Below are 19693 nucleotides of genomic sequence, written 5' to 3' on the forward strand. Positions count from 1 at the left end.
TTGGGGTGTATCAAAGATCTTGGACAACCTCTTGAGGCGAGAGGATCGAGATCATGGCAGCGAGTTCGAGGCGGAAGTTCAGTCCGCAGTTCAAGGCCGAGGCGGTGCAGCTGGTCCTGCAGAGTGACCGCTCGATTGCCGAGGTGGCCGGGGAGTTGGCGATCAACCCGGGCACCCTGGGCAACTGGGTTCAGAAGCACCGGCAGGCCAATCCGGAGCCGGACACGTCGATGAGTCCGGCCGACCACGGCAGGCTGGCCGAGCTCGAGGAGCAGAACCGCAAGCTGAAGATGGAAAATGAGTTCCTAAAAAAAGCCGCGGCCTTCTTCGCCCGGGAGCAGGACTGAACGAGAAGTCAGCCCTGATCGAGGCGGAGAAGGCGAACTTTCCGATCGACTGGATGTGCGCCCAGCTCGGCGTGGCCCGCTCGTCGTTCTACGCGTGGCGCGCCCGCGCCGGGCAGGTTACAGCCACCCAGGCGCGCCGCGAAGCGCTGAAGATGGAGGTCGAGCGCGTTTTCCATAAGCAGCGCGGCACTGCCGGGTGCCGGCGCATCGCTGCCATTCTCAATGACGAGGGGCACCCGGCCTCGGTGGGGCTCGTGGCCGACCTGATGCGCGAGCTCGGCCTGGCGGCGATCCAGCGCAAGGCCTACAAACGCACCACCGTCCCGGACGAGAAAGCCCAAGTCTTCGCCGACAAGCTGGGCCGCGACTTCGCCCCCGAGAGTCACCGCCCGGGAGAGGCGCTGGTCGGCGACATCACCTACCTACGCACCGGCCAGGGGTGGCTGTACCTGGCCACCGTGATCGACCTGGCCACGCGCAAGGTGATCGGGTGGCAGACCGCTGAGCACATGCGCGCCAGCCTGGTCGTCGACGCCCTGGAAATGGCCCGTACGCAGGGCCAAGCCGCCGAAGGGGCAATACTTCACTCCGACCACGGGTCTCAGTACACCTCCGACGAATTCGTCACCTACTGCACCCAGCACGGGTTCGTGCAGTCGATGGGCCGCACCGGGGTGTGCTGGGACAACGCCGCCGCCGAGACGTTCTTCGCCACCCTGAAAAACGAGATGTACCACCAGCAGGTGTTCCATACCCGCGCCCGAGCACGGTTCGCCGTCGCCGAGTACATCGAGGTGTTCTACAACCGTCAAAGACCGCACTCCAGCCTGGGCTACCGCACCCCGGCCCAGGCATGGGCCGACGCCCACAATCCCGCCGCCGAGGACCTAACCGAGGCGGCCTGACACACCAGAAATCACCGAGGACCTGTCCACAATCCTTGACACAGCCCATGTTCTACAGTGGCGATTCTCCGGCACTGAAGGACCACGCTCCGGACGTTCTCAGGAGTGCGTTCCGGATGCACAGCAGTCTACGAGGAGTTTCGACCCACGTTGTCGAGCATGACCGAGATGCCCATCTGCATGTGGAGTTTTTTCATCATGGTGAAGTAGGAATACGCCTTACCGTCCATCAATTGGAAGTCCCGGTAAGTAACCATATTGAGAATCGTGCCAGGGAGCTCTATGGAGCATTGACCGCACTTGCAGGTCGGAAGGTTCCGTGGGAACAATTGTTCTCTGAGCGCTCCGGGGACATGCAGAACCTGACTCCGGGGCTGCACGACCCTGCGACAATAGCGGTCTTCGACTTTGTGCGGCATTGCCGTGTCTTCATCTCCAAAGACTGCATGGTCCTGAAACTCCATATGCGTGCTGTTGGAGTTCGCCGACACCGCTCGGATTCTCGGATGTTGATGAAGGCTCTCGGCGAGGCGTTTGAGGCTGATGGAGTGAAGCGTATAGACATCGAGGAAGATTTCCCTTTAGAGCAGGGCATTGGTCCAACGGTCGCCGCACTGCTGATCTCCCCGGTGGCTATTTTTGCGTACTCATTGGTGTGGACTATTCAATGGTTCAGCCAGTGGCGTGATCGGGACAGGTGACGAATCCCATCACTCCAGCAGTTCTTCCAGCACATCTAGCGCCCGGTTAATCGACTCAGGTTTCTGACAAAAACTGATCCGCAGTAGATTCGCCCAGTGCGGGTCAGTGTCGTCATGGACGAACGACGACACCGGGATTGCCCCAATTCCGGTGAATTCCGGCATGCACATGCAGAGCTCGAAAGCGTTTGTCACCGGAACCCCAGCAGCTTGGACCGCCGGCAGCGAAGAGACGGCATCGATGATTGGGGAGCCGTCGATGAGAACGAAATACCCAGCATCGGCCGGATACACCGTCAGACCCATTTGCTGCAGCCGAGTGATCAGCATCGAATGATTGTCCCGCAGGATCTGCCGCAGTTCCTCGTGCCAGCCGGGGCTTTCAGTGAAGCCCTTAATCACGGCAGGCTCAAGCGGGGCCGCGCCGCCGAACGAGAGGAACTGCTTCGCGGCACTGACCGCCTCGATGAGCTCCGGAGCACCGAGCGCCCACCCGACCTTCCAACCAGTGAGGTTGAACGTTTTGCCGGCACTGGAGGCGATCACGGTCCGCTCGCGCATCCCCGGCAGCGACGCGATGGAGGTGTGTTCGTGCTCCGCGCCAAAGTTCAGGTGCTCGTACACCTCGTCAGAAAGAACTAGAAGATCATGCTTCACGACGTCCACCGCCACCTCCCGTATCTCCTCTTCCGGGAATACCGCTCCAGTGGGATTGTGGGGCGAGTTCAAGATGATCATCGTCGTGTCATCGGTGATGGCTGCGCGGATGGCGACTGGGTCGAGGTGCCAGTTGGAGCCGTCGCAAAGCAACGGGACGGAAGTGTACGTCGCGCCGGCCATGGCGACTGCGGCGCGATAGGAGTCGTAGAACGGCTCAATGAGGATGACGTTGTCACCGGGTTCAACGAGACCCAGGATGGTTGCGGCGATTGCTTCGGTGGCACCTACAGTGATGATGCACTCATCGGTGGCATTCCAGTTTTCTCCAAGACGGGCGTTGCGGTCGGAACACACTGCTTCGCGCAGCGCGAGCAGACCACGAGGCGGGGCGTACTGGTTGTTACCGGAGGCGATTTGTCGCTGAGCCTCGTCCAGGACCACCGGAGGGGCCGGATAGTCAGGTTTGCCCTGGCCGAGGTTCGCGGCTCCGTGCTTGACGACCAGTGCTCCAACCGTGGAAAACACAGTTTCGCCAAGGGGGCGGAGGCGGGTGACGGTTCGGTCTTTCCGATCGGTGCGCGGGCTGTCCATGGGGACAACACTACGGCCTGGGCTGCCCCCTACAATTGATCACCATGGACGAGACGAACATCGAGCATTCGGGGGATTTCATCCCAGTCACCACGGATGAGGGACGGCTGCGCCAGCTCGTCGATTATCTAGAGGAGCATGTGACGGCATTCTCCGAGGCACCGTCGATGGAACCGCCGGAGGAGGAGATCCAGGCTGCGCGGGACCGGGTCAATGATGTCCTGGCTCGTCGCGATGACAGCGTCGTCCACGCTGCGATGCTCGTACTTGGTGCCGGTGTCAATCACATGCTGCCGATGGTGGCATACCTCCGGCCGGAGACCTCCTGGGAGGACATCGCACTGCAGGCCGGTGGCCACATCACCACCGCTACCGTCTTTACCCCATCGGAGCCGACCGGCGCCTGCGTGATCGCACTGCACGGCGGTCCATGGTGGGCAGGCGACGGAGTTGCCCGCGAGAACATCTTTTCCCCGGACTGTGCTGCCCTCGCGGAGCGCTCCGGTGCGATTGTGGTGGACCTCGACTACCGATTGGGACCGGAGCATTCCACCGACGCCGCCGTCATCGACATTCTGGAGGCACTTACCTGGGCGAAGTCTCACCAGGGGATCGACTCGGACAAGATCGTGCTGTGGGCCAATGATGCCTCTGCACAGCCCGCCCTTGCCGCCGACCCAGAGGTAGCTCTGTTCGCGGTGACAAACCCAGTACTTCCTGGTGCGGACGTGACCGCCGACCGCCTCTCCCGCATCGGCGCTTTTCATGTTCAGACTGGCACTCATGATTCGGTCACCTCGGGAGGAACCGAACTAGTGGCTGCCGCAGAAGAGAAGGCGATTCCGGCATCTGCGGAGTCATTCCTTTCTACCCATGAGGTCATTCCGCCGGCCGAGCGTCGCCGGAGGCTCACCGAATTGGCCAGGAGAATCCTGGAGTCAACCGGTACCTCCCGTGAACTGGCTGCCGATCCGGTCGGTGACTATGACAAAGACGCTATCGACCGCGACAACGAAGAATTGCGCGAGTCCGGGGCCGGCATCATGCCGGAAATCCCCGACCACCTGAAGTGATCGGGGATTATCGGAGAACGTCAGCGGTAAACACTTCGGTGGACTCAGTTTCCTCTGGTTCCTTGGTGCGTTGACGTCTTTGAGGGAGGCTCCGACCTGCACTGAATTTCGTCACGTGACGAAAATGTGCAGATCATAAGGTCGATAAGACCCTCGCTGCGTGGCATTGAGTGCCTCGGAAAGTTGCACTTTGGAGCGAAAATCCGGCATAAATGCCACTGAGCGGGGAACTTACTGCCACGCAGCGAGGGTCTTAACTTAACTTGTCCAGCGGCAGCAGGCGGTTGGGCGCGCGGCCTACTTCTTCCCATCGGCTGAGGTAGCGGGAAAGTTCCTGCCAGCGTCCCTCGGGAATCTCCTTCGCGATCTCGGCAACGACCTTCTTGTCCGGGGTTGCCCAGCACACCGGCACCGGCGTGATCTCGTCCCAGTGGATCGATGAGGCCTTGTGCTTTCCGGCGACAGCTACGGACGGCACCCTCGTGCCCACCACTCGCTTGGTGCCGTAGAGCTTCGTTACCGGCCGGATAGACAAAGCCAGGCGGGAATCAACGTTGGGTTCTGCGGCGGTCTCCACCAGGGACATGATGACCAGGGATCGGTCAGTTGCGTGGGCGACCATCGTCGCAGCCAGCGGCCACTCTGCATATAGCTTCTCTGCAGAACCAATCTGTTTCGGGACGCTGATCAGTGCGACGATGCAGCACAAGGTAATGAGGAACAGGACCGCTGCGATGATGATCGGCCACAGGCTGACACCACCGAAGTACAGCGTCGCGGCGCCAGCACCTGCGGAAATGATACCCAGGAGCACTGCTGAGATCATCAGCTGCTTCTTCTGTCGGAAGTACTCGTTGTATTCCTTGACATGAGCGTCGTCAACGGGAATTGGGTAATCAGCCATGGTCAGATTCTATTCCTAAGGGGTATCGCCGGGCAGAGGCGGGCCGAGGAGTTCGTCTGCGTCCGCGATCCGGTAGGCGTAGCCCTGCTCAGCGAGGAAGCGCTGACGGTGCGCGGCGTACTCAGTATCTAGTGTGTCGCGGCTGACCACTGAGTAGAACACCGCACCTCCACCATCACTCTTGGGGCGCAGCAGCCGACCCAAACGCTGTGCTTCCTCTTGCCGAGAACCGAACGTTCCCGAGACCTGGATCGCGACGGATGCCTCCGGGAGGTCGATGGAGAAGTTCGCCACCTTGGACACCACCAGGGTCGTTAAATCGCCGGTGCGGAACCGCGCGAAGAGCTCCTCGCGCTTTTTATTGGAGGTGGATCCGTCGATCACCGGAACCTCCAGAGCATTGCCCAATTCCTCCAGCTGATCGAGATACGCACCGATCACCAGAGTTTGTTCACCCGCGTGCTTCTCGACGAGAGCTTTGATGATCGGCACCTTCGTGGCAGCGCATGCAGCCAATCGGTACTTGTCGGACTGCTCAGCAGTGGCGTAGACCATGCGCTCGGAGTCGGTCATCATCGAGCGTACCTCGATGCACTCGGCGGGGGCGATCCAGCCTTGGGACTCGATGTCCTTCCAAGGGGCGTCGTAACGCTTCGGTCCGATGAGACTGAAGACATCACCCTCCTGTCCGTCCTCGCGAACCAGCGTCGCCGTCAATCCCAGGCGACGACGGGACTGGAGGTCGGCACTCATGCGGAACACCGGAGCCGGCAGCAAGTGAACCTCGTCGTAAATGATCAGACCCCAGTCGCGGGAGTCGAACAGCTCCAGCGCACGGTATTCACCCTTGGTTTTGCGGGTGACCACTTGGTAGGTGGCAATGGTGACAGGACGGATCTCCTTCTTCTCGCCGGAGTACTCGCCGATCTCGTCCTCGGTGAGGCTGGTGAATCGCAGGAGTTCATCGCGCCACTGTCGACCAGCGACGGTGTTTGTCACGAGGATCAAGGTGGTACGTCCCGCGTCGACCATGGCCGTTGCACCCACGAGGGTCTTGCCGGCACCACAGGGGAGCACCACGACTCCGGAGCCGCCTTCACGGAACGTATCGGCAGCTTCGCGCTGATAGGGGCGCAGTTCCCACTGCTCCTCATTGACCCATTCGATCGCGTGAGCCTCGCCGTCGACATAGCCAGCGGTGTCCTGAGCAGGCCATCCGACCTTCAGCAGTTCTTGTTTGAGGCGGCCACGCTCGGAGGGATGCACCGTCCAGGTGTCGGGGTCGATCTGTTCGCCGAGCATCGGCCGGATCTTCTTGTGCCGGACGATCTCTGCAAGCACAGCTTTGTCCGAGGACTCCAGCGTCAAGCCGTGTGCCGGGTGCTTGGCCAGGGTCAAGCGGCCGTAGCGGTCCATGGTGTCGGCGACGTCGATAAGCAACGGTTGCGGGACCGGGAACCGGGAGAACCGCTCCAAGACATCGACGACCTGCTCGGCATCATGGCCCGCGGCGCGGGCGTTCCACAGAGCCAAGGGAGTGATGCGGTAGGTGTGCACGTGCTCAGGCGCACGCTCGAGTTCCGCGAACGGGGCCAGAGCCGCACGGGCGGCGTCAGCGTCCGCGTGTGCCGTCTCCAGCAGTACGGTCTTGTCTGATTGGACGATCAGTGGGCCATCGCCGAATGCCACGGAGATCCACCTTCCAGGTGCGTTCAGGGGAAACCACCATTATGCACCGGCTACCGCTCCAGTACGACCTCCGTGATGCGGTGCAACAAGAATCGATGGACTTTTCCGCTAGCAGGGTCAATCGCGTCGACCTGTCCACCGCCAACGGTCACCGGCCGTACCCGGCGGACCCCGGCAGTGCCATTGCGATCGACGAAACTGACGGTGACATCCAAGCCGGAGCGCACTGCTCGTTGGAGCAATGCCTGCGCCTGCTCTCCAGAGGCCCGGGAATCGGAATTAGGTTCGGCCTCGCGCTGGGAGGCCCGGTCGCCTTGGGTTAGCGTGTCGACGGCCTTTGCGATCAGCGCCTCATCGACAGTCGGCCCGGTGGGCGCTGGGCTGCGTCGGGGCGCGGGAACACGGCTCGGTGCATCGGAGAGATCAAGCGTCGCCCCGGAGGCGTCTTCGGCAACGATCGGATGCCCGGCAGAGCGCAGGGTCTCAATAACCTGCGCTAATGGCACCTGGGAAATGACCACGGTATCGGCGAGTCGGCGCAGCCCTAGATGCTCGGCGTCCGGGGAGGCCATCACTGCGGCCAGCGCCGCAGCGTCGTCACATCTCAGGTAGCTGATCGCGGGGCCGCCGCGCAGCAGCCCGTGCCGGCGGGCAACATCGTCGACCAAGTACGTCAGCGACTGTGGCACCGGGCCCATCGACCGCTCGGTCAGGAAATCGCGGATCTCCGCGGCGGACGAACCCGCATCGAGGGCGCCGCGCACAGAAGCCTCCGTCACTCGATAAACACTTGCCATGCCCGGGGACTCCAGCACGGCAAACCGCGCAAGCATCGCACCCATCGCCGGTTCCGCCGGGCCTGGCACAAGAATCGTTTGGTCCGCCTGCGGAATCAGATAAGTCGCAGGCTGGGGGAGCAACGTGCCTAGCTTCCCGACGTACTCCTCATCCCCCAACTCCACAGCCGCCCGCCACGCCGTCGTCGCAGCAACCGCTCCCGACGACAACGTAACGACCAGGCCTAATGAAGTCAGCTCCGTGAGCACCTCCTGCAGTAGGTCATCACCAGTCCGGATCGACAACAAGGGACGACGCAAGGCCAGTTCCCCTCGAAGGTCCGATAGTGCGTTGTCGCCGGTGGGGATCAGGACGTCGGAAAGCATGGTTCGAAGCGCTGGCAATCCCGACAGCCGCGACTCTGGGGACAGCAAATGCGTGCCGTCGTGGACCGCCGCTGGATACTCCTCAGAGGTCCACACACCGTTGACGAGCATCGCCCACTGCTGTGCCGAGGTGCCGGATAAGAAGGTATCTGCAGCCTCAGTGGGCGCGAGATAATCTCCACCAGTGTCATTCTTCGGCAGTGGCTTCGGAGTGCCGACCGCGACCAACCCTGCGGACAATGCTGAGGCGAGATACCGAGGCAGCTCCGGCCCCATCTCCTCGGTCAAGCGGCGTTGCTCCCGGACACCAAGAGAACCGTCCTTCACTGTGCCGGCGGGACGGTCACCCAGAGCGCTCAGCAGCTCCCGCACACCACGGATGTGGTCCAAGACGTTGCCGACCGCCCTCTCATCAACGCGGTCAGCCGGAACCGTCTCGGGCTCACGAGGGCGCAAGGGCACCGGAAGCGACGGCAGCGGAATACCCCGCAAAACCGCGGCGACGACGGAGGGAAGGCGCACGGTCGAATCGTCCACGCGGTCCAGCAGTCCCAACGAGATCAACCGGGGGACTGGGAGGGAAGGATCCGCTGCCGGGTCTGCGTCCTTGGTCGTACCCAGTCCACCAGATTCGACGAGAGTCCCCAACAGCCGACGCTGCTTCGCATCGGTGCCCTCGAGCGCATCGCGTACCTCCTCCGGCGACCGCTGACTCGCATCCGGAAGAATCCGCCACCCCGGAGGCAGTGACTCCCACACACCCGCGGCAACCATCAGGTGGTCAACATTCTCGGCTGTTGCCGCAGACTTTCTGGCACGACCGGAGAAGGCACCACTCGCGCCGGGCCCATCGCCATAAACGAGGCCCATCTGCCGAAGTTCGTCCATGGCCCCGCGAATGTGCGCGACGGTCGGTCGTTCCTTCAACGGGACGGCTGCGTCGGCCAAGGACTCCCGCACCATCGAGGCCACCGACTCTGCGGCCACGGCAGTGTCGTCTCCGCCGAGCCGGACGGCGGCTTCCAATGCAGCCAGGGCAGTCGCCGACAATTTCGGCAGTGCACGCTGGACTGACACCCGCAGCTGCAGACGCGCAGCCAAGACGTCCGTGGACTTCGGAGGTGGCGACACCACATCGGGGCGATGTCGCATCAATTCGGTCAGATACGCATCATCCCGGGAGGTGAGCCACGTCCGAAATGGGGGGAAAGAAGAAGAGGAGTCCATAGTTGAGATCCAGGTTAGTGCCCCCGACGCACCGAAATCGCCCCGGGAGGTGACTTTTCACACGATGATCTGCGATGATGGACCCATGTCGAAATCAGCTAAGAATTCCTTCGTTTCCCAGGGCTGGCCTGCAGTTGAGCCCGGCGACCACGCAGTCACCGAAATCCTCGCGCGCTACGCCGCCGCAGACTCACCGTTCGGTGAGATCGAATTCCCGGTTGACCCGGCCACGCTGTCGTACGTGCAGCCGGTCACCGTCATCAACAAATAGTCGTCCGGTCCAGGTTTCTTAGCTGGCCGGGGTGACATTCCGGTCAACCTGGTAAATACCGCCCCGATTCCACCACTGCGGAGTCGGGGCGGTTTTGTATTCAGGGATAGAGATTGGGATCAGAGATTGATGGCCTTCAGCAGAAAGGCAACAGCCCCCGAGCAAAAGCTCGGGGGCTGTCGTTCACTGCGATGCGCTCGATGCGCGGCGACTTAGAACTGTGCGCGCAGCTGGTTGTAGAGGTCGGTGGCCTCAGCCGGAACCGGCAGGCCTGCGCTCTTGGCAGCGTCGGCGATGCTCTGGAAGGTGCCGTCCAGGTCCTTGATGCTGGTGGCATCCAGGAGAGCGGAGACGGAGCCGAGGTCAGCGCCGGAGAGCAGGCCCTGGATGTCGAGGGGCTCGGTGCCGGCAGCAGAGTTGTCGCCAGCCTCGGAGAAGGTGGCAGCCTCAGCGGTGCCCGGCTTCGGGCGCTCGGTGACGCCGGAGCTCAGGCCGAGCTGAGCGGAGCAGGAGGGCCATGCGCCCCAGCCCTGGGAAGCCAGGACCTTCTCTGCAACCCAGATCTGCTGCTCACGGGATGCCTGGTCTGCGGTCGGGGCGAACTCGCCGCCACCGTGACCGGTCCAGGTCTGCGGGTGGAACTGAAGTCCACCGTGGAAGCCGTTACCGGTGTTGATGCTCCAGTTTCCACCGGACTCGCACTCTGCGAGGCGGTCCCAGTCGGAGTACGGGGCTGCACCGGCGGTCGGTGCCAGGATTGCGGCGCCGGCGCCGAGAGCGATGCCTGCGGCTGCGACCTTGGCGGAGGTGGACACGGTGCGGTTCTTCTTGGCGTGACGAGCCATGTGCTGAGGTTTCCTTCTCGTTGATTTCTTGGAGTTCGCCGTCGGGGTTAGCTGTCGGGTTCGGGCGGGAAGGGGTGCCCGGCAGACCGCGAACGGTCCATCTTCACCCCGAGGCCCCCGGAGGGGCCAGTCCGGGGAGTTCGGCAGATGCTTCTCTCTCCGGTGGTTTCCCCGACCCCGTCCACGGTTCAGGTGTTCCTGTGAAGTTTTGCGTTGCTCGGGCTCAGTGCACATCCCTGGACGGGGTTGGGCGAAAGGATGAGGTGTCCCGCGCTTCGAAACCCACCGTAACGGTTTGTAACGGAATAGTCACGCTGTCCCGATGAAAACTTGCTGAGAATCTCGGTTTAGTCTCGTTTTGGCTGCGGATCCTGCGCAGAAATGCCTGTTCATAGCCATAATCGGGTATATCCTGAGAATTCTTCGACCTCTACCCCGTTAACGACTCCAGATCGTTATCAAAGGCTTCTCGGCAAATCGCCAGGCCAGTATGGCGCGGAGGTGCTGCGCTCAGATCGGCTAAACTATCCGGTTCAGGTTCGGTTGGCCCATAACCCGTGGGCGCCGACGAATTCAGTCCGTTGAAAGGTGTGATGACGGTGCCCATCGGCAAGATCAGGTGGTACGACAAGGACCGCGGTTTCGGCTTCGTGTCCAACCCCGGTGCCGAGGATGTGTACGTGGGAAGTTCTGTACTTCCGGACGGTGTGGAGGAACTCCGCAAGGGGCAGCGAATCGAATACGACTTCGCGGACGGGCGACCCGGCCCGCAGGCACTTCGTATCGATATTTTGGAGGACTCAACTCCGCGGCGCGGTGGTGGCACCGGTGGATCCTCTGGAAGTTCTGCTCCGCGAAAGCACAATGCGGAAGAACTCAACGGGATGATCTCGGACATGATTTCCATGCTCGAGGCTGGGGTCCAGCAGGACCTTCGTGCCGGTCGGTTCCCGGACCGGAAGATCGGAAGGCAAACCGCGGACGTGCTCCGCGCGGTAGCTAAGGAACTCGACCGCTAGCCCGTTGGCCGCCAGTTATTCGCTGGCGGCGTTCTGCGACTCGTCCGAGGTCTCAGCGCCGGCGGAGTTCTGCGCTGCGTTGCTATTGGCCAGGGACCACGTGATTCCGTACGTGGTTTCCTCGCCAGCCTCATTGAGGCCAACAACAGTGGTAGATACCTCTACAACCGCCAGCGGGGACTGCTCACCGGCGACCTCAGTCGAACCGGGGACGCTCTCGGTCTCGGTGCTACCGGGACGGTGCGTGGTCGAGAGGTTCCGGGAGTCATCGTCGTAGAACCGCTGGAGGGTCCACGTGTTGGAGGCAACCTCCGTGGTCACCTGGACGTCGGCGTACTGGTCGTTTTCGAGGGTTACCGTCTCGATGTTGTCCTCGTCGGTGGTGCAGCCGTCGCTCTCGAACATGTCGCACACGCGGTACGGGAGGATCTCCACCTGCTCGTCACCAATTGAGACGGTCATCGTTTCTGCGTACGGGTCGGCCATCGGCCGCTCCTGCAGCTGTGAGGTGTAGTACGCCACGCCAGTGATGAGCACTCCGATGCCGACGATCAACCCCAGGAGGATCAGCGGCTTTCTGGATTTGGCTTTCGCCATCAATGGCTCCCATCGTTGCGGCAAGTCAGTCAACCGGATTGCAGTGTAGTGGCGGCGCCTGAGTGAAATTATTGGGGTGGCTGAGTGTTTCCTTGGGAATTTTCCGAAGTGAAGCGCACTTCGAACAGCGTCGGCCACAGCTTGCCGGTCAAGAAGTACCTGTCTGTGCCGGGTATATGTGCGATTCCATTGAGGACGTCAGCGGTCGATTCGGCGCCGTCCGGCAGCATTTCCCGCAGTGCGGACGCATCAGCGATTGCCGTGACTTCCCCCGTTTCGGGGTCGATTCGGACGATCTCGTCGGAGTACCAGATGTTGGCCCAGACCTCGCGGCCGGATTCCGGGGTCTCCACGCACTCCAGTTCATTGATTTGTGTGATCGGTGTGCCGGCGGAGGTTACTGAGCGGGTGCCAGTCACTTCAAAAGTCTCGGGATCTCTGAACTGAAGGGTGTCAGTGCCGTCCGAATGGACGAGGGTGTTGTCGAAGGAACAGATGCCCCAGCCCTCGCCGTGGTAAAGCACGCGGTTTTTCTCCTCGAGCGTGACCGCGTCACGCTCCAGTGCGACTCCGCTCTGCCACGTCAACTGCCATACCGAATCACCGTGGCGAGTGATGCCTTCGCCGAAATGGTCCGGGTCGAGGCCATGCGAATCGGTCACCTGTCCGTCTTCTTCGACTCGGTAGATCCGTGACTCGCCCTCCAAACCAGTGCCAACCAACAATGACCCGTCCTCGTCGACCTCCAGGCCCTGAGTAAAGGACGTCTCGTCGAACGGCTGCTCGCTGAGAACCTCGATATTCAGGCGGGGAACAGAGTCCCCGACATCCGGTGACGCCCGCTGGTCTGCACAGGAGACCAAAAGCGCACCCGCAATGACGACGGGGATAAGAGGGCGAGCGGTGAGCGGTCGAATGCCGGACATGCAGACATTCTAGAATGGGAGCCGTGAGTGAATCCCGGAACCGACCCAACCGCCGCCGACGTCGACGGGGCCGCGGTGGGAATGGTCCTGTCCTTGGTGGCCCAGCGATCGACATCGCCCGCGAGGCCATTGACGACATGGGGGAGGGCGATGCTGGAGACCACAGTGGCGTAAACCTCATCGAACCAGGTGTCGCCGTCCATCGGTTCCAGGCGGACCGCCCTGGCTACCGCGGATGGGAGTGGCACGTTGTCGTCGCCTGCGCGAAGGACAGCGACCATGTCACCGTCAGCGAAGTTGCGCTCGTTCCCGGCGACCGCGCACTGAAGGCCCCCGAATGGGTTCCCTATGAGGATCGCCTGCTTCCAGGGGACCTCGGGCCTCGCGACCTGCTGCCGCCGTCCTCTGATGACCCGCGGCTGACGCCAGGGCCGCCGGAAGATCGAGAGCTGTCCGACGTCGGTTTGTCCGAGGCCGCCACCCGCTGGAGCGCCCCGGAGGCCGAGACCGGGCCCTCCAGCGACTTCGCCCGAGAGGCCATCCGATGCTGCGGGACCTGCGCGTTCATGGTGCCGTTGACCGGCGCACTTGGAGAGGAATACGGTGCCTGCACTAACGAGTGGGCGTTCGACGGCAGCGTGGTCCACCACGGTCACGGCTGCGGCGCTCATTCGGCCACACCGGAGGTCATCGGCGAAGGCATCAGCGACCGAGAGGTGTGGGAAGACGTCCAGTCAATGGGACCCGGCGCTACCCGCTAATAGCCAACGCGACCTGGCAGATATAGGTGTCATGGTCATGAGGGGCAGCCGGCGCAATTGCCCTGCCTAGTTGCCAGTATGTAAACGGCGCTGAACTTATTTGCTCGGTTGCTTCCAGGGTGCGACTCTGTCTTTCTGTAAGCTGTGTCAGCCTTGAGGATGTTCAGGCTCGACACGGCATAAGACCGCATCGAGTAGGGAGCATCGCCGAAGTGAGCGAGAACAACAGCGCCGGGGGAGACAACGCCGCGGCCGACAAGACGGTGGCTGCACCGACAGCCCCGGAGAACCGGTCATGGGTGGATCGGTACTTCCACATCACTGAGCGCGGTTCGACCCCGGGCACGGAGATCCGCGCCGGCGTCGTCACGTTCTTCGCGATGGCGTACATCATCCTGCTGAACCCGCTGATTATCGGCACTGTCGCCGATATCAACGGTGACACCCTGGGCATCGCCCCGGTTGCCGCAGTGACCGCCTTCGCCGCCGGTGTCATGACTTTGGCGTTCGGTATTTTCGCCAAGTATCCCTTCGGTATGGCTGCCGGACTCGGCATCAACACCCTGGTCGCGGTGACATTCGTCGCTACCAAGGGCCTGACCTGGCCAGAAGCCATGGGCTTGGTGGTGCTCAACGGCATCATCATCGTGATCCTCGCGGTCACGGGTTTCCGCTCTGCCGTGTTCAATGCCATTCCTTCCTCGATGAAGGCCGCGATCGCCGTGGGCATTGGCCTGTTCATTGCAATGATCGGTTTCGTCGACGGTGGCCTGGTCCGCCGGATGCCTGATGAGGCTGGCACGACCGTCCCAGTGCAGCTCGGTATCGATGGTCAGATCGCTTCATGGCCGACGCTCGTCTTCATCCTCGGCATCTTCATCTGTGGTGCCTTGGTCGCGAAGAACGTCCGCGGTGGCCTGTTCATCGGCATCGTGATTAACACGATCATCGCCCTGGTCGTGGAGGCGGTCACCGATTCCGGTGCATCCTTCGAAGACGGCGAAGCCAACCCCAGCGGTTGGTCGCTCGCCGTGCCGCAGACCCCGGACTCCTTCGGTGGACTGCCGGACCTGCACCTGCTCGGCGCCATCGACCTGGTCGGCGCGTTCACTCGCATCGGTGTCATCGCAGCCACGATGCTGGTCTTCACCCTGGTCCTCGCGAATTTCTTCGACGCGATGGGCACGATGACCGGCCTGGCCAAGCAGGCCGGAATGGCAGATAAGGACGGCAACCTGCCGGACATGAAGCGTGCACTGGTTGTTGAGGGCGCTGGCGCCGTCGTCGGTGGTGCTTCCTCGGCTTCCTCGAACACTGTGTTCGTCGATTCCGCTGCCGGCATTGTTGACGGTGCTCGCACGGGTCTGGCCAACGTCATCACTGGTGTGCTGTTCCTGCTGGCGATGTTCTTCACCCCGCTCTACGAGATGGTGCCGATCGAGGCCGCCGCCCCGGTGCTGGTCATCGTCGGCGCCATGATGATGGGCCAGGTCCGTGACATCGACTTCTCGAACATGACGATCGCCCTGCCTGCGTTCCTCACGATCGTGATCATGCCGTTCACCTACTCCATCGCCAACGGTATCGGCGCAGGCTTCGTCGCCTTCGCTCTGATGGCACTGCTCAGCGGAAAGGGCCGCACGGTCCACCCGCTGATCTACGTGATCGCCGCGCTGTTCCTCGTGTATTTCGCGGTGGATCCGGTCACCGACTTCCTCACTGGCCTGTGATGAGCGAGCCGATCCGCATCGATGATCCGGCCGACCCGCGGCTGGATGACATTCGGGACCTCAACCGCTCTGATAACCGCCCTGACCTGCCTGGAGGTAAGGGGCTGGTTATCGCTGAGGGCATGCTGATCGTCCCGCGCTTGCTGGAGTCCAGGTTCCCCACGCGGTGCGTGGTCGGAACCGAGTCGCGCCTGTTGGTGCTCAAAGACAAACACCCAGAACTGCTTCCCGACGTCCCCCTCTACACCGTCACCCGCGACACTATGGCCGCAGCCGTTGGTTTCGATATGCACCGAGGACTTCTTGCTGTGGCTGATCGGGCCTCGGAGAAGACCGTCGATGAAGTTGTCGACGGAGCGAAGACCTTGCTGATCCTCGAGGGCGTCGGAGATCACGAGAACATCGGTTCGCTGTTCCGCAATGCTGCGGGCATGGATATTGATGGCGTGCTCTTTGGTGCTGCCTGCGCTGATCCGTTGTACCGGCGGTCGGTACGAGTCTCGATGGGCCATGTATTGCGATTGCCGTTCGCGCACCTTCCGGGGACCACCACCACGTGGCAGCGCTCCCTGGATGGGTTGAAGGAGAAGGGCTTCCGGATTGTCGCGATGACCCCCGGTGAGGGCTCGGTTCCCCTGTGGGAGGCAATGTCCGATGAGTCCGGTGCTCCGGTGGAGAAGATTGCGATCGTCGTTGGGGCAGAAGGCCCTGGGATGACCGAACACGCAATGCGTGCCTGCGACGTGCGGGCCCGGATCCCCATGGCCGAGGGAACCGACAGTCTCAATGTCGCCACCTCAGCGGCGGTGGGCTTCTACGAGCGCCAGCGTCAGTTGGGTAGCTGATCTAACCCAGACGGAGTGAACTGCGGGTCAGCGGTTACGGCGATTGACCCGTGACCACGCCCGGTGCCCGGCAGCGCGGACCCTTCGGTTCGCCTGCCGGGCATTGGACATTGCGCCCCTGGTAACCGCACGAATCCGATTGCGTGCGGACAGTAGCGGGAGGTCGCTGAGCTCAGCGTCGTACTTCGAATAGTCCTCGGAGGCTTCATAGTCGTCGTACCCACCAGGCACTGCACGCTCGGCCGCCGGAGTGGACTGCAAAGACGGAACCCGCGGCGCGGACCTGCCGTCGATGGCAAAGGCACTGACGGGGATATCCGGAGCGGAATCACGAGGATCGAACCCCAACCAACCAGCCTCCACCGCATGGGCGAGTACCGGCGGGTCGAAGGGAAGCGGCAGCCCCGGGCGGGGATTTTCTGGGGGATGGGAGCCGGACCAGAACGGGCGCTCGGCGGAGAGCGGCAGGCCGTCATCGATCTGCGGGTGCGTCTGATCCGCAGCGAAATTACGCACCAACGTGCCATCGGACCAGTGAGCAAAAGCCGCCCAACCAGTGGAGGGGTCCTCGCCGATCACGTAGAGATCAGTCGCTGCGATGCCACGGCCGATGCGGTCGGGGACCTCCGAAAGGTCCGTGATGTCGTCGAGCATCGTCTGCACCACGGCAAGCCCGTCGTAGCCACCGATGTAGAACTCGCCAGGGCCGGCAGCGGAAGACCTATTGAGCGGAAAATCCGCGATGTGGGTCACCGGCAGCCGAGGATTGAGTTGGGCCAGATACTTTCTGCCAAATCCCCTGTCGTAGCCCGGTTCGCGTTTTAATATCTCGGCGGGAGACAGGGGCCCCGACACGAACCACGCGGTGATCAGCGCCATGGCTCACTTCCGGTCGTTCGGCCGAACCCGGACGCCAAGCAGGACGTCCTCCCATGACGGCATCACGGTCTTCTTCCGCGGACGCTCTCCCTCATCATCAGGATCGAAGGCGACGCCTTCCATCTCATCTTCTTCGTATTCCTCGGTCTCCACAGGCTCAGGGATGACTGGAATCGGGAGCGTGGCATCGCTGCTCACTGCAGAGAGCCCACCGCGGATGGCCCGCGGGTTGGGGTCCATCAGGTCGGCGGCTGCGGAGTTGCGGGCGAGGGTGCTTGCCTTCGTCTGAGACTCCTGGTGGTAGCTCCACTCTGCGACATTCAGGTGTCCATCTTCAGCCCATGTCACCGAGATAATCCACTGTCCGGTGGCATCTCGACGCGAATCCCACGTCGCCTCATGCAGATCCAGATCTCGAGCAGCGAATGCGGTGGCCAGTACTTCCCACAAGGTCAGCTTCGTCGGGCCATCGGCCCGCTGGGGATGGGAGGATCGAGCCTGTTCGGCGATCCGGGCGCGGTCTGCCAGCACCGGGTGTGCGAAGGCGTCGACACGCTTGTACTGCATGCCGGTTTCCTCGACCAATTCCTCAGTGGTCGCGCCACTGCGGATGCGGTCCTGGATCTCTCTGGGAGATAGGACGTACTTCGGCTTCGGAACGGCCTGGACGATCGGTTCCGGAGCGACCTCTGGCTCTGGCTCAGGAGTATCGATTGCCGCGAAGGCAGGCTCTGCCGGCGCCTCAGGTTGGGAATCATCGTCAATAAGATTGTCGGTATCGACAGGTTCTGGCGAGTCCTCGATGTCGACGGTGACAGGCTCGTCAACGTCGGGAAGCGGTCCTGCAGAAAACAGTCGGCGCGGAGGCGCTGGACGGGACTGTTCAGGCTCCTCCTGCGGTGCGTCGTCGTCTTCGACCTCATCAACGTTCACGATCATGTCGTCCGAGAGCACCTCGGCTAGTTCACCGTCGGTGTCAGGCAGACGGTACTCCTCGCCCTCACGCGACTCGCTAGTGGCGACATCGGGCTGTGAGGGGGCGGTGAGCATGTCGATCAATTCATCAGTGATCCGCAGACGGTAGGTCTCCTCACCGAACTGGGCATCATCAGGCGCCAACACGATGAACCCCTCTTCGACGTCCGCGCGGATCGGCGACAGTTCACGCATGTGGGCTCCTCCTCAGGACTGAATCAACAAGCGGTGTGGGCCAGCTTATGCGACAAAACCCCCGTACCGTGCGAATTCTCACGCGGCGTGTACGGGGGTGTCGGCTAACCGGCGGTTGGACCGGCGAAAACACTGCGCGGCGGGAATGCTGAATTTCTCCGCAGACCAGCGTCTGGGGCTACGCGGAGGCGTGGCCGTTGTCGAGAATCCAGTCGACGGCACCGGTCAGGCGCTCGATGTCGGTGGTCTCGATTGCCGGGAACATACCAATGCGAAGCTGGTTGCGTCCGAGCTTGCGGTACGGCTCGGTGTCCAGAATGCCGTTGGCGCGCAGGATCTTGGCGATCTTGGTGGCATCGATGGAATCGTCGAAGTCGATGGTCCCCACGACCAGGGAACGAGTTGCCTCGTCCTGGACGTACGGCGACGCCTCGTCGCGCTTCTGAGCCCACTCGTACAGGTGCGAGGAGGATGCGGTCGTGCGTGCGACCATGCCGTCCAGGCCACCGTTCTCGTTCATCCACTTGACCTGGTCTGCCAGCATCAGCAGGGTGCCGACGGCCGGGGTGTTGTAGGTCTGGTTCTTCAGCGAGTTATCCACTGCAGTCTGCAGGTTGAGGAACTCCGGGATGAAGCGGTCAGAGGCGTTGATCTTTGCGATGCGGTCCAGGGCAGCCGGGCTCATTGCGGCGAGCCAGATGCCGCCGTCAGAGGCGAAGCACTTCTGCGGGGAGAAGTAGTAAGCATCTGCCTGCGAGATGTCGACGGGCAGTCCGCCGGCGCCGGAGGTCGCGTCGATGGCAACCAACTGGCCTTCGGAGCCTTCCGGGCGGATGACCGGGACCATTGCACCGGTCGAGGTCTCGTTGTGTGCCCAGCCAATGAGGTCCACGCCCTCTTCGCCGGCGACCGGAGTCGGTGCGGTGCCCGGCTCGGACTCGATGACCTGGGGAGCCTCCAGCCACGGAGCCTGCTTCGAGGCTTTGGCGAACTTGGAGGAGAACTCACCGAAGGACAGGTGTGCGGACTTGTTTTCGATCAGGCCGAAGGTTGCGGCATCCCAGAATGCGGTAGCGCCACCGAGAGACATGATCATCTCGTAGCCGTCCGGGAGAGAGAAGAAGTCGGACAGACCGTCCCGGACCTCGCCCACCACGTTCTTGACCGCCGGCTGACGGTGCGAGGTGCCCATGACAGAGGTGGCGCCATCGACGATCGCCTGAATCTGGGCCGGGCGGACCTTGGACGGTCCACAACCGAAGCGGCCGTCGCCGGGGATGAGCTCTGCGGGCAAGTTCGGGAAATCGGCGCTCATTGTCGGTGCGCAACCTTTCGTCGGGGGATCAGGAGTGGGAGCGCGGCGCGCTCCCCGTCTGATCTTAGCCCCGAA

General features: G+C 62.5%; 19 protein-coding genes and 1 riboswitch. Of the genes, 8 read left to right on the forward strand and 11 right to left on the reverse strand.

The window, feature by feature from the left end:
- The first annotated feature begins 53 nt into the window (after positions 1–53).
- A protein-coding gene (locus YWU_RS0106880; protein WP_156892751.1) for an IS3 family transposase occupies positions 54–1252 on the forward strand; the annotation gives its coding sequence in 2 pieces (ribosomal slippage) (positions 54–309 and positions 309–1252; 1200 coding nt in all).
- Between the two features lie 128 nt (positions 1253–1380).
- Here the strand turns inward: YWU_RS0106880 and YWU_RS18790 are convergent.
- The gene (locus YWU_RS18790; protein ID WP_276201921.1) at positions 1381–1509 is read right to left on the reverse strand and encodes a hypothetical protein; all 129 of its coding nucleotides are present in this window, start codon (positions 1507–1509) and stop codon (positions 1381–1383) included.
- Positions 1510–1542: 33 nt separating this feature from the next.
- Here YWU_RS18790 and YWU_RS18155 point away from each other — a divergent pair, with 33 nt between their 5' ends.
- Positions 1543–1953 (forward strand): hypothetical protein, encoded by a 411-nt coding sequence (locus YWU_RS18155; protein ID WP_156892752.1) that lies wholly within the window; start codon positions 1543–1545, stop codon positions 1951–1953.
- 9 nt (positions 1954–1962) lie between these two features.
- On the opposite strand, the gene YWU_RS0106895 is transcribed toward YWU_RS18155, so the two are convergent.
- Positions 1963–3204: an aminotransferase class I/II-fold pyridoxal phosphate-dependent enzyme gene (locus tag YWU_RS0106895; protein WP_027019898.1), complete on the reverse strand. Its 1242-nt coding sequence runs from the start codon at positions 3202–3204 to the stop codon at positions 1963–1965.
- A 44-nt stretch (positions 3205–3248) separates the two neighbouring features.
- Here YWU_RS0106895 and YWU_RS17515 point away from each other — a divergent pair, with 44 nt between their 5' ends.
- On the forward strand, positions 3249–4277 hold the full coding sequence (locus YWU_RS17515; protein ID WP_051260137.1) for an alpha/beta hydrolase: 1029 nt from the start codon (positions 3249–3251) through the stop codon (positions 4275–4277).
- Positions 4278–4530: 253 nt separating this feature from the next.
- Here the strand turns inward: YWU_RS17515 and YWU_RS0106905 are convergent, their stop codons facing one another.
- From YWU_RS0106905 to YWU_RS0106915, 3 genes are read right to left on the reverse strand one after another with little or no spacing between them, the layout of a single operon-like run.
- Positions 4531–5181 (reverse strand): DUF3239 domain-containing protein, encoded by a 651-nt coding sequence (locus YWU_RS0106905; RefSeq protein ID WP_027019899.1) that lies wholly within the window; start codon positions 5179–5181, stop codon positions 4531–4533.
- 15 nt (positions 5182–5196) lie between these two features.
- Positions 5197–6870, reverse strand: a complete 1674-nt coding sequence (locus tag YWU_RS0106910; protein ID WP_027019900.1) for a DNA repair helicase XPB — start codon at positions 6868–6870, stop codon at positions 5197–5199.
- A gap of 50 nt (positions 6871–6920) precedes the next feature.
- Positions 6921–9185 carry a helicase-associated domain-containing protein gene (locus YWU_RS0106915; protein WP_240484075.1) on the reverse strand — a complete coding sequence of 755 codons (2265 nt, stop codon included), beginning with the start codon at positions 9183–9185 and terminating at the stop codon, positions 6921–6923.
- A gap of 160 nt (positions 9186–9345) precedes the next feature.
- On the opposite strand from YWU_RS0106915, the gene YWU_RS0106920 reads away from it, so the two are divergent.
- The gene (locus YWU_RS0106920) at positions 9346–9531 is read left to right on the forward strand and encodes a hypothetical protein (RefSeq protein WP_027019902.1); all 186 of its coding nucleotides are present in this window, start codon (positions 9346–9348) and stop codon (positions 9529–9531) included.
- A 212-nt stretch (positions 9532–9743) separates the two neighbouring features.
- Here YWU_RS0106920 and YWU_RS15640 read toward each other — a convergent pair whose 3' ends face one another.
- Complete coding sequence (locus YWU_RS15640) at positions 9744–10376, reverse strand: transglycosylase family protein (RefSeq protein WP_084141919.1); 633 nt, start codon at positions 10374–10376, stop codon at positions 9744–9746.
- A gap of 20 nt (positions 10377–10396) precedes the next feature.
- A riboswitch (cyclic di-AMP (ydaO/yuaA leader) is annotated at positions 10397–10581 on the reverse strand.
- Between the two features lie 394 nt (positions 10582–10975).
- On the opposite strand from YWU_RS15640, the gene YWU_RS0106930 reads away from it, so the two are divergent.
- Positions 10976–11395, forward strand: a complete 420-nt coding sequence (locus YWU_RS0106930; protein WP_027019903.1) for a cold-shock protein — start codon at positions 10976–10978, stop codon at positions 11393–11395.
- Positions 11396–11410: 15 nt separating this feature from the next.
- On the opposite strand, the gene YWU_RS15645 is transcribed toward YWU_RS0106930, so the two are convergent.
- Both YWU_RS15645 and YWU_RS15650 read right to left on the reverse strand, forming a co-directional pair.
- Entirely contained in the window at positions 11411–11992 is a 582-nt protein-coding gene (locus YWU_RS15645) for a DUF2771 family protein (RefSeq protein ID WP_051260138.1), read from the reverse strand.
- 68 nt (positions 11993–12060) lie between these two features.
- Entirely contained in the window at positions 12061–12918 is an 858-nt protein-coding gene (locus tag YWU_RS15650; RefSeq protein WP_051260139.1) for a glutaminyl-peptide cyclotransferase, read from the reverse strand.
- Positions 12919–12932: 14 nt separating this feature from the next.
- Here YWU_RS15650 and YWU_RS0106945 point away from each other — a divergent pair, with 14 nt between their 5' ends.
- The 3 genes from YWU_RS0106945 to YWU_RS0106955 all read left to right on the forward strand — a co-directional run bounded on the left by YWU_RS0106945 (position 12933) and on the right by YWU_RS0106955 (position 16254).
- Positions 12933–13679: a DUF3027 domain-containing protein gene (locus tag YWU_RS0106945; protein WP_027019904.1), complete on the forward strand. Its 747-nt coding sequence runs from the start codon at positions 12933–12935 to the stop codon at positions 13677–13679.
- A 263-nt stretch (positions 13680–13942) separates the two neighbouring features.
- On the forward strand, positions 13943–15409 hold the full coding sequence (locus tag YWU_RS0106950) for an NCS2 family permease (protein WP_027019905.1): 1467 nt from the start codon (positions 13943–13945) through the stop codon (positions 15407–15409).
- A complete protein-coding gene (locus tag YWU_RS0106955) occupies positions 15409–16254 on the forward strand; it encodes a TrmH family RNA methyltransferase (RefSeq protein ID WP_027019906.1) in 846 nt (281 codons plus the stop codon). Before YWU_RS0106950 ends, YWU_RS0106955 begins: the two co-directional genes overlap by 1 nt.
- 27 nt (positions 16255–16281) lie before the next feature.
- On the opposite strand, the gene YWU_RS15655 is transcribed toward YWU_RS0106955, so the two are convergent.
- The 3 genes from YWU_RS15655 to serC all read right to left on the reverse strand — a co-directional run bounded on the left by YWU_RS15655 (position 16282) and on the right by serC (position 19618).
- The gene (locus YWU_RS15655) at positions 16282–17133 is read right to left on the reverse strand and encodes a DUF6928 family protein (protein WP_051260140.1); all 852 of its coding nucleotides are present in this window, start codon (positions 17131–17133) and stop codon (positions 16282–16284) included.
- Between the two features lie 3 nt (positions 17134–17136).
- Positions 17137–18303 (reverse strand): septation protein SepH, encoded by a 1167-nt coding sequence (sepH, locus tag YWU_RS17520; RefSeq protein ID WP_051260141.1) that lies wholly within the window; start codon positions 18301–18303, stop codon positions 17137–17139.
- A 178-nt stretch (positions 18304–18481) separates the two neighbouring features.
- Positions 18482–19618 (reverse strand): phosphoserine transaminase, encoded by a 1137-nt coding sequence (serC, locus tag YWU_RS0106970; RefSeq protein ID WP_027019907.1) that lies wholly within the window; start codon positions 19616–19618, stop codon positions 18482–18484.
- Positions 19619–19693 lie beyond the last annotated feature (75 nt).

This window comes from Corynebacterium sputi DSM 45148 (genome assembly GCF_000427865.1).
In the GTDB taxonomy this organism is placed as follows: Bacteria; Actinomycetota; Actinomycetes; order Mycobacteriales; family Mycobacteriaceae; genus Corynebacterium; species Corynebacterium sputi.

What these genes read in the sequence shown, in the direction of transcription:
- YWU_RS0106955 (WP_027019906.1), top strand. Translation starts at nt 15,409, where the DNA reads ATGAGCGAGCCGATCCGCATCGATGATCCGGCCGACCCGCGGCTGGAT.
- YWU_RS15645 (WP_051260138.1), bottom strand. Translation starts at nt 11,992, where the DNA reads ATGGCGAAAGCCAAATCCAGAAAGCCGCTGATCCTCCTGGGGTTGATC.
- YWU_RS0106920 (WP_027019902.1), top strand. Translation starts at nt 9,346, where the DNA reads ATGTCGAAATCAGCTAAGAATTCCTTCGTTTCCCAGGGCTGGCCTGCA.
- YWU_RS0106905 (WP_027019899.1), bottom strand. Translation starts at nt 5,181, where the DNA reads ATGGCTGATTACCCAATTCCCGTTGACGACGCTCATGTCAAGGAATAC.
- YWU_RS17515 (WP_051260137.1), top strand. Translation starts at nt 3,249, where the DNA reads ATGGACGAGACGAACATCGAGCATTCGGGGGATTTCATCCCAGTCACC.
- sepH (WP_051260141.1), bottom strand. Translation starts at nt 18,303, where the DNA reads ATGCGTGAACTGTCGCCGATCCGCGCGGACGTCGAAGAGGGGTTCATC.
- YWU_RS15655 (WP_051260140.1), bottom strand. Translation starts at nt 17,133, where the DNA reads ATGGCGCTGATCACCGCGTGGTTCGTGTCGGGGCCCCTGTCTCCCGCC.
- YWU_RS0106895 (WP_027019898.1), bottom strand. Translation starts at nt 3,204, where the DNA reads ATGGACAGCCCGCGCACCGATCGGAAAGACCGAACCGTCACCCGCCTC.
- YWU_RS0106915 (WP_240484075.1), bottom strand. Translation starts at nt 9,185, where the DNA reads ATGCGACATCGCCCCGATGTGGTGTCGCCACCTCCGAAGTCCACGGAC.
- YWU_RS15640 (WP_084141919.1), bottom strand. Translation starts at nt 10,376, where the DNA reads ATGGCTCGTCACGCCAAGAAGAACCGCACCGTGTCCACCTCCGCCAAG.
- YWU_RS18790 (WP_276201921.1), bottom strand. Translation starts at nt 1,509, where the DNA reads ATGGTTACTTACCGGGACTTCCAATTGATGGACGGTAAGGCGTATTCC.
- YWU_RS15650 (WP_051260139.1), bottom strand. Translation starts at nt 12,918, where the DNA reads ATGTCCGGCATTCGACCGCTCACCGCTCGCCCTCTTATCCCCGTCGTC.
- YWU_RS0106945 (WP_027019904.1), top strand. Translation starts at nt 12,933, where the DNA reads ATGGGAGCCGTGAGTGAATCCCGGAACCGACCCAACCGCCGCCGACGT.
- serC (WP_027019907.1), bottom strand. Translation starts at nt 19,618, where the DNA reads ATGAGCGCCGATTTCCCGAACTTGCCCGCAGAGCTCATCCCCGGCGAC.